This is a genomic window from Shimia sagamensis, assembly GCF_900182745.1.
GTDB classification, from domain to species: Bacteria; Pseudomonadota; Alphaproteobacteria; order Rhodobacterales; family Rhodobacteraceae; genus Shimia; species Shimia sagamensis.
On record NZ_FXTY01000004.1, the window covers coordinates 25,527 to 39,508 of the forward strand.

15 protein-coding genes are annotated in these 13,982 nt (G+C 54.0%); 14 read left to right on the plus strand and 1 reads right to left on the minus strand.

All coding sequences use genetic code 11. The annotated features are described in order from the left end of the window. Positions 1-341: 341 nt before the first annotated feature. The gene (locus tag QOL67_RS10920; RefSeq protein WP_283426005.1) at positions 342-974 is read left to right on the plus strand and encodes a tyrosine-type recombinase/integrase; all 633 of its coding nucleotides are present in this window, start codon (positions 342-344) and stop codon (positions 972-974) included. A gap of 115 nt (positions 975-1,089) precedes the next feature. Here the strand turns inward: QOL67_RS10920 and QOL67_RS10925 are convergent, their stop codons facing one another. After that, entirely contained in the window at positions 1,090-2,121 is a 1,032-nt protein-coding gene (locus QOL67_RS10925; RefSeq protein ID WP_283426006.1) for a LacI family DNA-binding transcriptional regulator, read from the minus strand. A gap of 169 nt (positions 2,122-2,290) precedes the next feature. On the opposite strand from QOL67_RS10925, the gene QOL67_RS10930 reads away from it, so the two are divergent. The 13 genes from QOL67_RS10930 (at position 2,291) to QOL67_RS10990 (ending at position 13,684) form a co-directional block, all read left to right on the plus strand. Continuing rightward, positions 2,291-2,485, plus strand: a complete 195-nt coding sequence (locus tag QOL67_RS10930) for a hypothetical protein (protein WP_164643048.1) — start codon at positions 2,291-2,293, stop codon at positions 2,483-2,485. Positions 2,486-2,516: 31 nt separating this feature from the next. Then, entirely contained in the window at positions 2,517-3,662 is a 1,146-nt protein-coding gene (locus QOL67_RS10935) for a TRAP transporter substrate-binding protein (RefSeq protein WP_164643051.1), read from the plus strand. Between the two features lie 99 nt (positions 3,663-3,761). Beyond that, complete coding sequence (locus QOL67_RS10940; protein ID WP_164643053.1) at positions 3,762-4,277, plus strand: TRAP transporter small permease; 516 nt, start codon at positions 3,762-3,764, stop codon at positions 4,275-4,277. A gap of 15 nt (positions 4,278-4,292) precedes the next feature. After that, a complete protein-coding gene (locus tag QOL67_RS10945) occupies positions 4,293-5,624 on the plus strand; it encodes a TRAP transporter large permease (protein WP_283426007.1) in 1,332 nt (443 codons plus the stop codon). Between the two features lie 37 nt (positions 5,625-5,661). Then, positions 5,662-6,969, plus strand: coding sequence for a histidinol dehydrogenase (gene hisD, locus QOL67_RS10950; RefSeq protein WP_283426008.1), 1,308 nt, complete (start codon positions 5,662-5,664; stop codon positions 6,967-6,969). Positions 6,970-6,977: 8 nt separating this feature from the next. Next, a complete protein-coding gene (locus QOL67_RS10955) occupies positions 6,978-7,715 on the plus strand; it encodes an SDR family NAD(P)-dependent oxidoreductase (RefSeq protein ID WP_283426009.1) in 738 nt (245 codons plus the stop codon). Beyond that, complete coding sequence (locus QOL67_RS10960; RefSeq protein ID WP_283426010.1) at positions 7,712-8,674, plus strand: zinc-dependent alcohol dehydrogenase; 963 nt, start codon at positions 7,712-7,714, stop codon at positions 8,672-8,674. The genes QOL67_RS10955 and QOL67_RS10960 overlap by 4 nt, the downstream gene beginning before the upstream one ends. A 17-nt stretch (positions 8,675-8,691) precedes the next feature. Then, positions 8,692-8,997 carry a UxaA family hydrolase gene (locus QOL67_RS10965; protein ID WP_164643061.1) on the plus strand — a complete coding sequence of 102 codons (306 nt, stop codon included), beginning with the start codon at positions 8,692-8,694 and terminating at the stop codon, positions 8,995-8,997. Positions 8,998-9,010: 13 nt separating this feature from the next. Next, positions 9,011-10,192 (plus strand): UxaA family hydrolase, encoded by a 1,182-nt coding sequence (locus QOL67_RS10970; RefSeq protein ID WP_283426011.1) that lies wholly within the window; start codon positions 9,011-9,013, stop codon positions 10,190-10,192. A gap of 63 nt (positions 10,193-10,255) precedes the next feature. Then, positions 10,256-11,290, plus strand: coding sequence for an Ldh family oxidoreductase (locus QOL67_RS10975; protein WP_164643065.1), 1,035 nt, complete (start codon positions 10,256-10,258; stop codon positions 11,288-11,290). A 59-nt stretch (positions 11,291-11,349) separates the two neighbouring features. Continuing rightward, positions 11,350-12,324, plus strand: coding sequence for a YeiH family protein (locus QOL67_RS10980; RefSeq protein ID WP_346770609.1), 975 nt, complete (start codon positions 11,350-11,352; stop codon positions 12,322-12,324). A gap of 11 nt (positions 12,325-12,335) precedes the next feature. Next, positions 12,336-12,746 (plus strand): universal stress protein, encoded by a 411-nt coding sequence (locus tag QOL67_RS10985; protein ID WP_164643070.1) that lies wholly within the window; start codon positions 12,336-12,338, stop codon positions 12,744-12,746. Positions 12,747-12,775: 29 nt separating this feature from the next. After that, complete coding sequence (locus QOL67_RS10990) at positions 12,776-13,684, plus strand: lysophospholipid acyltransferase family protein (RefSeq protein WP_164643071.1); 909 nt, start codon at positions 12,776-12,778, stop codon at positions 13,682-13,684. Positions 13,685-13,982: the final 298 nt, after the last annotated feature.

Here is a 13,982-nt window from a genome sequence, read left to right on the forward strand (position 1 = left end):
GAAACGCCATGTCTGCTTTGGGCTGGGAGCGGCCATTGAAGCCATAGCGGTGAACGGCAGAAAGGTCCGCACTGCTGCCCTTCAACCCCCAAGTTTCGCTGCATCTCTCATCAATGACCGCTTCTCACGCGGCGTTGCAGCGTTAACAGGCTATGTTCCCAGGCCAAAAGGTAGACTTTGCAAAGGTCGTTGTCTGCGCATTGCCGCCATATGACTTTGGCGCAGCAACGTTCAATCGGGTTCTTCCAGACCGCAGAGGCGGTGCCGCAATTCGATGATAATGTGCCTGGTCAACGCCGGGTTGTCGTTGTGGGAGGGAGAGGTGGATAGGAGGATCAGTTATGGAAACACCAAACTTACCTGCCATTCGGGCGCTACGCCCTGCCTGGAACAAGGGACGGATCGTCGGTCAGAAGCGACCACTCAAGCCCAAACACGTCTGGGCAATCAGGGTTCGATTAGAATTGGCTGAGAGCCATCGCGACTTAGCGCTCTTTAATTTGGCCATCGACAGCAAGTTACGCGGCTGCGATCTGGTCAAAATGAAGGTCGTCGATGTAATGGCGTCAGGTCAAATCAAGGAACGCGCTTCGATTCTGCAAAGCAAGACGCAAAAACCTGTCCGCTTCGAAATCTCCGAAGGCACCCGCGCCTCACTCGAAAAGTGGATGCAAGACCCGCTGATGGTTGGATCCGCACACCTCTGGCCTGGCCGGTTTCACGAACGCCTTCATATCTCCACCCGCCAATATGCGCGAATCGTCCGTGACTGGGTGACGTCGATTGGCCTTGAGGCAAGCGCATACGGCACTCATTCGATGCGAAGGACCAAGGTAACGCAAATCTACAAAAAGACGGGCAACCTTCGCGCAGTGCAGCTGCTGTTGGGCCATACGAAGATGGACAGCACTGTTCGATACCTCGGCGTCGAGCTTGAGGATGCCCTTGCGATTGCAGAGGCCATAGAAATCTAAGGAATCTGGGCCGTCTTCACTGACGGCCCAGAGCCGCCGTTGACCAGCTTTCCGTCCAATGTCTAGCCCGTCTTGGAAGCCGACACGGATGAAACACATTGCTGGCTTTTTGCGATCAATGTGGGGCTGGCCCTAACGATTGGCGTATCCGAATTTCGGTCGCGAGCTCCAGGTTATGTCCAATCAAGTCTCCTTTAAGGATTTGTATGAGCATATCAGCCGCGCATCGCCCCATTTCCCTGTGTGGCACATGGACCGTTGTTAACGGCGGTTCGGCGAGAGTGGCAATTTCGATGTCATCGAAGCCTGTAACTGAGATGTCGTTCGGAACTTTCATCCCCATTTCTCTGGCAGCACGCAGAGCCCCAACTGCCAATACGTCATTTACGCACATTATTGCCGTGGTTTGAGGTGCGTTGGTCATCACTTGACGGAACGCAGTCTCACCAGTTTCAATGCCATAGGGTGTCTCGATCACGGTGAGATTTTTTGGATCCTGCCCAGCTTTGGCTTTTGCGTCCCGGATACCCTCAACTCGTTCCCTTGCGCGATCATTGGAGGCTGTCGGAGCTGAGATACAAGCAATGTTTTCGTGGCCTTGACCGATAACCTGTCGGGCGAGATCTGCCATTGCAGCGCGATTGTTGAAGCCTACTGCCGGCCGGGGCTCTTCCGGATTGAAAGACCATGCAATCAGTGTTGGCACTTTTTGTTTTGCGAGAAATTCATAGATTTCGGGGGTGCGGTCGTACCCAATCAGCAAAATCCCGTCCGCGCCACGGGCCACCAATGCGCGCACCTGCTGTTCCTCAAGCTCTGCATTATACGCTGACGACGCGACAAGAAGTGTTTTCCCGTGACGTCCTAGTTCTTCCTGAAAAGCCTGAAGTCCACGGGCGAAAACGGCGTTCTCCATCGTCGGGATAACGGCAGCAACGGTATTTGTTTGTCTCGCCGCGAGCGCCTGCGCACCAAAATTCGGCGCATATCCCAAATCTCTAACGGCTTTCATCACTCGTTTGCGCGTGTTTCCCCCCACGCGCTCCGGTGAGTTCAGGCAGCGAGACACCGTTGCGGTGGAGACGTTTGCGTAATTTGCCACGTCCGCAAGAGTCGGGACTCCATTGTCTTTTGTATTGTTTGTCATCGGTTTTCTTAGCGGTTCTGTGTCCAGCTAACTCATGTAGCAACCAGACAAAAGTCTGTATTCTAGAGAGAGCATATCACACTCAAAATGTAAGCGCTTGCATTAAAAAATGTAAGCGCTTACATTCAGCTCGACTCGGTTAGGAGCGTGGATAAGTGAGGGAGGTCACATGCCATACCTGATTGCAACAATACTTCTGATGGCGTTCGTCTTGAACGTTGTGATCGGAGCTGTTTGGAAGACGCCTCCGGTAAATGTTGTCTGGGAGATGCTGATCTTATTGGGGGCGGCGATAGCCTTTTCCATCGGGATCCTCCGCAGCGAGGCGAAAAGAAATTCAGAAGAAGAAAAGGCCTCAAAGTAGGTCAGGCGACGTCCAATCGGGAGGAAAACGCATGGACAATTCGAAACGGGAACTGAAATCGGCGGAGCGTCGAAACTTTCTTAAGCTTACTGGGTCCGGAGCATTTACTGCTGCAATGGTTGCCGGCGCTACTGGAGTGTTGTGGTCCAGTGAGGCCTCTGCACAAATGGCAGCCGAAGAGCGTGATCGGGAAGCTGCAGCAGAATTCAAGATGACCCTTGCAACTGCATACGTCATGGGCGCATCCCGCAGCTATCCGATTATGCAGCTGGACTTGAAAGAAAACATCCAGAACATGACGAATGGTAAGGTTTATGTGAAACTGGCGCCTGGCGGACAGTTGGGCGCGGGCGGGGCATTGGCTCAAGCCGTGCAGGGCGGAACAATTCAATGCGCTCAACATTCCTTGGCAAACTTTGCGCCATTCGCCAGTGTCGTTGACCTGATCAACCTGCCGTACTTCTGTGGCTCTAATCAGCGATTTACGAACCTAACGTCGTCAGAAACCTGGAAATCGGAAGTTGATCCAAAGATTGCGGCTTCTGGCTTCAAAGCGTTGATGTACATTGTGATTGACCCGCGTGTAGTAGCGGTCCGCCAAGGTGGAAGCGCCATCATTACACCAGGAGATATGTCCGGGGTTAAATTCCGCGTTCCCGGTTCGAAAATGCTGCAGCAGTACTACGGAATGGTTGGCGCGAACCCGACGCCTGTAGCATGGGGTGAAACTCCTTCTGCAATCAGGCAAGGTGTTGCCGATGCACTCGATCCGTCGGTTGGTGCGCTTCACGTGTTTGGCTTTGGCGAGATTCTTAGTCACGTGACCTTCACGCAAGCCGTTCCGGACAGCCAAGTTTATTCGGTCAATCTGGAATGGTTCAACAGCCTTCCCACGGATGTCAAAGAAGGTATCGAATTTGCCGGCGAAGTGACCCAACAACAGAACCTCTCCAAAGTGCCATCCGCACGGTCCTATGCGATGTCTCAACTGGTCAAAAATGGTGTGGAGTTCCACTCACTCTCCGAGGACCAGCTGGCTGAATGGAAAGACGTTGGTGGATACCAGCGTAGCGAATGGGACAGCTTCAAAACGGAGCTTGCCGGCTCGATGGATACATTTTCCAGGCTCGAAGAGGCTGCAGGCACACGTGCCAAATACTACGTGCACGACGCCTAACTTTTGCTTGGCCGGCGGCGAGTGTCGCCGGCCAATGTCTTTTCGTCCAAATCGAAACCGCGAGAACTTGTCGCTTTGAGCGACATAGGTGAGGAAGTTATGTCTAAGCTCTTTCGAGCAATCGATAAAAACGCTGAGCGATGGCTGCTACTAGTCTTTTACGTCATGCTTGTAGGCACTATGTTTATTGAAGTGGTTCGCCGTGAAGTGTTCGCCTATTCATCCATTTGGGGCGAAGAAATCGTCCGATATGCCTTTATCTATCTCGCTTGGATTGGTGCGGCCGCAGCAGTGAAAGAGCGCGGGCACATTCGCATCGATGTCCTAATGCATTACGTGCCGCGGCGGGTCAAAACGCTCCTGTATATCTTTGGCGATCTTGTAATGTTCATTGTAGCGATTTTTGCACTCTACTGGTCGTGGGAAACTGTTCACGTTTCCTGGACTTTTGGATCCGTCACACACGGATTGCGGATCAGCCAGGTCTTTTTCCTCTTTGCAGTGCCGTTTGGTTTTGCATTGGTCATCTCTCGACTGGTGCAATCCTTCCTCCGTGATCTCGCCGACCTTCGAGCGGGCCGTCCCGTCTACGAGGGCGACAAGCTGTTTGATTAAGAGAGGTCTCACACCATGATGTGGCAACAAATGGGTGCCCAAGCCCTCGAGTTGGGATGGGACTTTTACGCTTCAGTTATTCTGTTTGTGGTACTTATTGCGCTTGCCGTGCCCGTTTGGGCAGCCATAGGCGCAGCAACGATCACAATGTTGATGGTGTCTGGCGCCCTACCTCTAAGTCTTTTGGGTGAAAAGCTTTTTTCAGGTATTGACGCCTTTGCACTTACTGCTGTTCCCCTTTTCATTCTGACCGGTGACGTGCTTGTCAGAACGGGCCTGAGCAGAAAATTCTTAGACGTGGCCGAAGCGCTAACCTGTTGGGCAAAAGGCGGGTTTGGATCAGCCACTGTTCTCGTGTGTGGCATGTTCTCAGCGATCTCTGGATCGGATGCGGCAGGTGCGGCCGCTGTTGGGCGGATGACCATCGACCGGCTGGTGGAGAGCGGTTATCCGCGCCCCTACGCGTGCGCTCTGGTAGCCGCCGGGGCCTGTACTGGCATCCTAATTCCTCCATCGATTGCCTACATAATCATCGGACTTGTGCTTGGCATAGCTGTGTCGACTCTTTTCCTGGCCGCACTGATCCCAGGGATACTGATCCTGACCGCGATCCTCGTGACAAACATTGTGATGAACCGCCTCAACCTTTGGGAAGGCGGCGGGGTGATGACCGCAGCGGAGTGGCGCGCCAACCTTTGGAAAACCGTAAAATCGGGATGGTACGCCTTTTTGGTTCCAGGCATCATTTTTTACGGCATTTTTTCGGGACGATTGACACCAACAGAAGCTGGCGCGGTTGCCGTAGTAGTGACTATCGCCATGGGGTTCCTCCTTGGAACGCTTAGGCTCAGTGATTTCCCAGCAATGCTGGTTAGCTCTGCCAAGGTGAATGGTGTCATTCTGCCAATCATTGCCTTTTCGATCCCGCTCGCAGAGGCGCTTGCAATCATTGGTGTTCCTCAGGGGTTTGTGGGCGCTCTCACCTCGATGACGTCAAATGATTACATGCTGATCGCGATTATGGTTCTGATCCTTGTTGCTGCGGGCTGCGTCATGGAAACAACGCCCAATATCGTGATCTTGGCACCGATCCTCTACCCGTTGGCGCAAGAGATCGAGATGAACCAGATCCAGTTCTGTATCATGATGATTACGGCGCTCGGCGTAGGCTTCATTACACCGCCACTGGGGCTGAACCTGTTCGTGGTGTCAGGGATCACCGGCGAATCCATTCTCAAGATTGCGTACTACGCCATCCCCTTCGTTTTCTTCATGCTGATCGTGACGCTGATGATCGCCTACATTCCGGCGTTCTCCACGTCACTTTTGCCTGATGCCTACCGATAAGCCGCCAAAAGACGCGGTAAAAAAAAGGACACGTTACATGACTCGTGAATATCTAAAGAAAGCGACACTGACCGCACGAAGCGGTGCGTCGGACGTCAACGATATCGTTCAGGGGATCCTGGCCGACATTGAAGAAGGAGGCGATGCAAAGGCACTGGAGTACGCGTCCAAGTTTGACAAATATGAAGGCAGTGTCCTGCTCAGTGATGAGGAAATCCAAGCGGCCATTGCTGCTGTTCCAGAAAAACTGAAGCGTGATATCGAATTCAGTCACGGAAACGTAAAACGCTTTGCTGAAGCCCAAAAGGCATCAATGACCGACATTGCGGTTGAGGTTGTGCCGGGGATGACTGCGGGCCAAAAGATGATCCCAGTTGAAGCAGCTGGTTGCTACGTGCCGGGTGGACGCTACAGCCACATCGCCAGTGCAATTATGACTGTTACCACAGCCAAAGTCGCGGGTTGCAAACACATTGTAGCGTGCTCACCTCCACGTCCGGAAGTCGGTATTGCACCGGCCATTGTGTATGCGGCGCATATCTGCGGCGCGGACAAAATCATGGCCATGGGGGGCGTGCAAGGTGTCGCCGCGATGACATTCGGACTTTTTGGCCTGCCCAAAGCCAACATACTGGTAGGCCCGGGAAATCAGTTTGTAGCGGAGGCTAAGCGTATCCTGTTCGGGCGTGTGGGCATCGATATGATAGCTGGTCCCACAGATAGCCTTATCCTGGCAGATGAGTCCGCAGATCCGATGGTGGTCGCAACTGACCTCGTCGGACAAGCGGAACACGGATACAATTCTCCCGTTTGGTTGGTGACAGACAATCGATCCTTGGCCGAAGAGGTGATGCGCTTGGTACCGGTCCTGATCGAGGACCTACCGGAAGTGAACCGTGAAAACGCAACCGCAGCTTGGCGAGACTATGCCGAGGTTATCCTGTGCGCTGATCGTGATGAGATGGCGGCAACGTCAGATGATTACGCACCTGAACACCTGACAGTAATGGCCAACGATCTTGATTGGTGGCTGGATCGCCTAACTTGTTACGGGTCCCTCTTCCTTGGGGAAGAAACGACGGTGGCCTTTGGTGACAAAGCCTCAGGAACCAATCACGTGCTGCCCACCAGCCGTGCGGCAACGTACACAGGCGGCCTGAGTGTCCATAAATACATGAAGATCGTGACTTGGCAGCGGTCTACCGCTGACGCAATGAAGCCCATTGCAGAAGCAACCGCGCGGATCTCTCGTCTTGAGGGCATGGAGGCCCATGCGCGGACCGCCGACATTCGGTTAGCGAAGTTCTTCCCAAGTGAAAATTTTGATCTGACGGCGGAAGATTGATCCGAACCGTGACGTATCAACCTGATCTCAATGGACGTGTCGCGCTTGTAACCGGAGCCAGCTCTGGTCTTGGTCGCCGGGCGGCTGAAGTCCTTTCCCAATCTGGCGCGCGCGTTGTCGGGGTGGCTCGACGCGCAGACGCGTTGGAAGAAATGAAACAGATTCACGCCCTGCCATGGGATCTTTCGGACCGAGACGGGTTGGGCGAGTTGGCCAAAGCGGCATCGGACCCGTTTGGCCCTCCGGATATCTTGGTGCACGCTGCCGGGATTAACACTCGGGAGGTGGCAGATGATGTGACGCCCGAGGGCTGGGACATCACAATTGAGCTCAACTTGGCTGTGCCATTTTTTCTGTCTCAGCACCTCGTGCCGAACATGAAGACAAAAGGCTGGGGGCGCATCGTCAACTTTGCGTCTTTGCAGTCGAGCCGCGCCTTTCCAGGCGGACTAAGTTACGGAGCCTCCAAGGGGGGCGTGGCACAGCTTACCAGGGCAATGGCGGAGGCTTGGTCCGCGAGCGGTATTTGCGTGAATGCCATCGGTCCTGGTTTCTTTCGAACAGAACTCACTGCGGCAGTATTTGACGACCCTGAACGCGCAGCTCGCAACGCGGCGCAAACCTGTGTTGGGCGAAACGGCGAGCCTGAGGACATCGATGGTCCATTGATGTTCTTTTGCTCCGATGCCTGCGCCTACGTGACCGGACAGGTTCTGATGGTCGACGGGGGGTTCACAGCAAAATGAAAGCGCTTGTTTATACCGGCGTTGAGACACTCGAGTATCGAGCTGTTTCTGATCCGGTCGCGAACCAAGGCGAAACACTGGTGCGTATCGACAGTGTCGGGATTTGTGGCTCAGACATGCACGCCTACTTGGGGCATGATGAGCGGCGGCCTGCGCCGTTGACACTCGGGCATGAAGGGGCTGGTGTAACTTCGGACGGGCAACGAGTGACGATCAACCCGCTGGTGACAGATCCCACCAGTGCCGCAAGCCGGTCGGGGCGAGAAAACCTCTGTCCTTCGAGGCAGATTATTTCCATGCCTCCGCGCGAAGGAGCCTTTGCCGAATGGGTTGCCATTCCAGAGGGCAACTTGGTTGCGGTGCCTCACCACATCACTTTCGAACAGGCTGCTCTTGCGGAACCGATTGCTGTCAGTTGGCACGCCGTCCGGTTGGGACTTGCCGCTATGCATCCAGCAGATCAACGGCGTGCGCATGTGCTTGGCGGGGGAGCCATCGGAGTTGCGGCAGCGCTGGCTTTAAAAGCCATGGGCGTGAATGAGGTTACGATGTCAGAACCCAATGTCGCCCGTGCAGAATACTTGCGAAAGGTCTGTGGCATCAATGTAGTTGCAGAGCCAGAAAAAAATGTCCCGTTAGTGATAGATGCTGTGGGGATTGCATCCACAAGAGCTGCGGCCTGTGCTGTTGTCAGTCCCGGAGGGGTGATCCTTCACATCGGCCTTGGCAGTTCCGAAGGAGGGCTGGATATCCGGCGCATCACGCTTCAGGAAATCACCCTTATTGGCACGTATACCTACACGGCTCAGGACTTTCGCGACACCTGTGCGGCGATGTTTGAGGGGCGCCTCGGCGCGCTCGACTGGTTTGAAACCCGCGCGCTTGCCGATGGAGCCGCGGCTTTTACTGACCTTCGCGCAGGCACAACACACGCCCCCAAAATCATTCTTAAACCATGACGAAATCGGAGAACTAAATGTCAAACCCAGCACCCAATGAAATACCGCACCTACTGGTGCATGAGGAGGCCGACAACGTTGGCGTTGTGGTGGTCGAAGGGCTGACCGCGGGCACGGACATGCTTTGCTGCATCACACATGACAATTCCACATTCCGGCTCACGGCAGGGGACGACGTGCCGATTGGGCACAAGATCGCGTTGACTGACCTGAAAGACGGAGGCACCGCAATCAAGTACGGAGAAGATATTGGTAAGATCATCGCCGACATCCCCCGAGGTGCGCACGTCCACACTCACAATTGCAAAACCAAACGCTGGTAAGGAGCCTGACACCATGGCATCGAAATATTCTAACGTCACCTTTCAGGGATTCCGTCGCGAAAATGGCCGCGTGGGCGTGCGTAACCACGTGATCATTTTGCCGGTAGATGACATTTCAAACGCAGCATGTGAGGCTGTGGCAAACAATGTCAAAGGCACTATGGCAATTCCGCATGCCTATGGCCGCCTGCAATTTGGCGAAGATCTGGAAACACATTTCCGCACCATCATTGGCACGGGTGCCAACCCGAATGTCCACTCTGTTGTTGTGATCGGGATTGAGCCTGAATGGACCAAACGCATCGCGGACGGAATCCGGACCACGGGCAAGGAAGTCGCTGAATTCTCTATTGAACAGAAAGGCGACTTTGAAACCATTCGGGCCGCGTCCTGGGCGGCAAAGGATTTTGTGCACAAGGCCACGGAAATTCAACGCGAAGAGTGTTCGATCGCCGAACTTTGGGTTTCCACTAAATGCGGAGAGAGTGACACAACTACTGGGCTCGGATCCTGTCCAACAGTGGGGAATATGTATGACAAACTGCTCCCAGAGGGCATTACCGGGTTCTTTGGTGAAACTTCCGAGATCACCGGCGCAGAACACATCTGTCAGATGCGCGCGATCAACGAGGAGGTTGGTGAGCGTTGGTATAAGATGTGGAAAGCTTATCAGGACGACGTCATCTTTGCGCACCAGACTGATGACCTGAGTGATAGCCAGCCAACCAAAGGCAATATCTTGGGCGGTTTGACCACCATTGAGGAAAAGGCACTCGGCAACCTCGAAAAAATTGGTCGCACGTCGCAGTATATCGACATTCTTGAACCTGCTGAGCAGCCAAGCTCCGGTGACGGTCTGTATTTCATGGACAGCTCATCTGCCGCGGCGGAATGCGTGACGCTGATGGCCGCAGGTGGCGCGGTTATTCACACTTTCCCAACGGGGCAAGGTAATGTGGTGGGCAACCCGATCGTGCCTGTGATCAAGATCACTGCAAACCCGCGCACTGTACGCACCATGGGCGAGCATGTGGATGTGGATGTGTCCGGCATCCTTCGGCGAGAACAGACAATTGACGAGGCTGGCGACGAGTTGATCGATATGATCCGCCGGACCGCTAACGGTCGCAATACTGCAGCGGAAGCCTTGGGGCATCGGGAGTTCTCGATGACCAAACTGTACCGCAGCGCTTAAAAACTTCAGGCGGCGGCCCATTGCGTTAAGCATGGGCCGCCGTTGTTTTGAATTGGGTTTGATATGACTGAAATGGTTCGGCTAACACTGTCGGAAGCCACCTCTCTGTTGATGGCTGTTTTTGAAAGAGCTGGCGCGCGCCCGTCTGTTGCTTCTAGTGTTTCGCGTGCGCTGGTCGCAGCGGAAAGCGAAGGACAAGTCGGTCATGGATTTAGTCGTGTCGCCGACTATGTGGCGCAAATCCACAGCGGTAAGATCAATGTTGAGGCCAAGCCCAAAGTGGAGCAACGGGCACCGGCGGCGTTGCATATAAAGGCTGAGAACGGATTTGCTTATCCTGCGCTGGAGGCCGCATTAGAAGCCGGCATCCCATTGGCCCAGGAAATGGGCGTTTCGGTTATGACCATTGGGAACTCGCATCATTGCGGGGCCATGTCTGTTCAGGTCGAGCAGATCGCAAATGCTGGACTGATCGGTTTGATGGTTGCAAATGCCCCTAAAGCCATCGCGCCTTGGGGGGCGAAAGACGCAGTCTTTGGCACCAACCCAATTGCCTTTGCGACACCCGTGGCAAACAGCGCCCCGTTGGTGATTGATTTATCGCTCTCCATAGTTGCACGCGGCAAAGTCATGGCAGCGCACAAAGCAGGCAAGCCCATTCCAGAAGGCTGGGCCTTGGACATTCATGGGCAGTCTACCACGGACGCAAGAGCAGCATTGGAAGGCACCATGCTGCCGATTGGTGAAGCCAAAGGCACCGCGCTGGCGCTTATGGTTGAAATTCTTGCCGCAGCGCTGTCCGGCAGTTCTTTTAGTCGCGACGCGGGTTCTTTCTTCACCTCAGACGGCGATTTTCCCAATGTCGGTCAGACCCTCATTGCCATTCATCCGTCCAACGACACCGAGTTTGGCCAACGTGTGGCAGGTTTGCTTGAAATCATCTCATCTCTAGAGGGCGCGCGCCTGCCCGGAGCTCGTCGTCGATTGGCTATCTCGATGGCTGAGAGGGATGGATTGAACGTCCCCATGCACCTGTATCAACAGGTCCACCAACTGGCGGGCAGGCCAATGCAACCGATATGCGAGACAGAGTGTTGAGTGTGACAACAAATATTTCACGGCGAGTTACTTGGCTCCAACAACTCGTGCCTGGCCTTATGATTGCTTGGGTCATTGCCTTGGCCAGCCAGTTCATTTCGGAACACTACGGCGCCCCGGCAATGCTACTTGCGCTGCTTTTTGGCATTAGCTTGAATTTTGTAGGGGACCACCCCGAATGCAGTGAGGGGGTCTCCTTTGGTGCTCGTAGCGTACTGCGGCTTGGAGTTGCACTACTGGGACTCCGCATCAGCTTTGACATGATATGGACGCTGGGCTGGCCAGTTGTTGGACTGGTCGTTGCAATGGTGCCTCTTACAATTGCGTTTGGCTTGATTGTTTCTCGGTTTTTTGGGTTTAAGTTCCGCTTTGCATTTCTTTCCGCGGGAGCTGTTGCCATTTGCGGTGCCTCGGCGGCCATCGCAATTGCTGCGATCCTGCCGAAGGATGCCAAATCCGAAGACCGTCTTGTTTTTACTGTTGTTGGGGTCACCCTGTTGTCGACGGTGGCCATGATCACCTATCCGATCATTAGCCAGTACTTGGGTTTTAACGATCAAATGGCGGGCATCTACTTAGGGGCGACAATACACGATGTGGCACAAGTTGTGGGTGCCGGATTTTCGATTTCGCCAGAAGCAGGGGAAACTGCGACTTTAGTCAAGCTGCTTCGCGTCGCAATGCTGGCGCCAGTCATTGTTGTCGCCTCGCTTTTGTTGAGAGGCCGGGCTGATCCATCAATGAACCAGAAGCGCCCTCCCATTGTGCCGATGTTTGTTGTTGGGTTTCTTGGCCTCGCTACTCTCAACTCGGCAATGGCGTTGCCAGCCGCTTTGTTGAGCTTTGTTGCCAACAGCTCGCAGTGGCTTTTGCTTATTGCGATCGCGGCGGTGGGTCTTAAGACGAAACCCGCCGAAGTATTGAAGGTGGGGCGGGCTGCGGCTGGTTTGCTTGTGATTGAAACGCTGTTTCTCGCCGTAATCGTGGCAATAGCACTTACTGTTCTACCCCTGAATATCACTTCGACCCGTTGAGGAGAGTCTGCATGTATAAATCTGTTTTGATCCCCGTCGCGATTGACCATGAAGAATTGGTCAAAGAAAAGATCGGCACTGCACGCAAGGTACTGGCGCCTGGCGGGAAAATCACACTACTCACTGTGCTTGAGCAAATCCCTGGATTCACTGCGGAGTTTGTTACGGTAAAATCAGAAAACCACCTGACGGATAAAATTATGGGAAAACTAATGTCGCTTGCCGGAGAGGGCAGCGATATCGACTGTGAAGTCGCAACAGGGAAACCTGGCGTTCGCATCACCGAATTCGCGCATGAGATTGGCGCGGAATTGATCATTGTTGGCGCGCACCATCCCTCTGCAAAAGATTACTTCCTGGGATCGACAGCTGCACGGGTCTCTCGAAGGGCTACCTGCTCCGTGCTTGTCCAACGTAGTTGAGCCGACCGATCCGAAGGAGCTCGAAAAGGATGGTTAAAATACCAAAACCTGTGAGAAGTGCACGTACAGAGAGCGCTGTGGAGACCAACGGACAGGGAGATGGGGCAAACCTGGTGGATCAACCTTACGACGGACGCCGTCTCTCTTACGCCAGCACCTTCACCAGTCCTATTCAACAGCGCGCCATCCAAGTCATCGAACTTGCAACGGCCAAAATGAGTCTGTTGCGTAGAATTAGGCGATTTGAGGCAATGGGGGTGCCGCATGGGCAGGCGTTTTGGGCGAAGGCTCTGGAAGTAATGGGCATCGCCATTGAAACCCCACAGGAAGAAATTGAACGTATTCCCAAAACCGGCCCAGTTGTCATTACGGCAAATCATCCGCACGGGCTTGTGGATGGCATGGTTCTCGCAGAACTCATTGGTCGGGTTCGCACGGATTACAAAATTCTCACGCGCTCACTGTTAACTGGCGTCGGAGAAATTGATGAATTCATGATCCCAGTCCCCTTTGCCCATGACCCTGATGCATTGGGCAAGAGTCTGTTGATGCGGAAGCGTGCGATGGAACATTTACAACATGGTGGATTGGTTGCGCTGTTTCCAGCCGGTGTAGTTGCTTCTTCGGACAGTTGGTTTGCCCCAGCCGTAGAGCAACCCTGGAGTGCATTTACGGCCAAGATGATACAAAGATCCAATGCAACAGTAGTTCCCGTCAGATTTCCCGGCCAGAACAGTCGCGCATATCAGATTGCGAACCGGACGTCGCAGACACTGCGGCAGGGATTGTTGCTGTTCGAGGTGAAACACGCGCTTAACAAACCACAGCGTCCCTACGTTGGCCACCAGATCCAGCCGCCTGAGATCGAGGAGTGGGCCGATGATCCCATGGGCTTAGTTTACTGGCTCCGGGGAGAAGTGCTTCGGTTGGGTAACTGAGATGAACTCTCGTTTGGTTAACGACTAGGAAGGCAACAGTATTCATTAAGCTATTCACCAAAACTGCGGTGTTGTTTAGTGTATTTGACGCTCCCTTTCTCCCGCCTGAATATTTTGGGAATACAGGCAGTCTGCACCATGCACATAAGGGGCTCCGATACATGTCGTGGCTAATCTACCCGCGCACTTTTTTGGCCTGAATGTTCACTACCCATTCGTGCTGAGGCCCTTAAGAAGGTCCCCAAAGAACTGCACGCCCGCTTTCCACCCTTTTGCCCGTGCGAGGATCGGTGGCGCG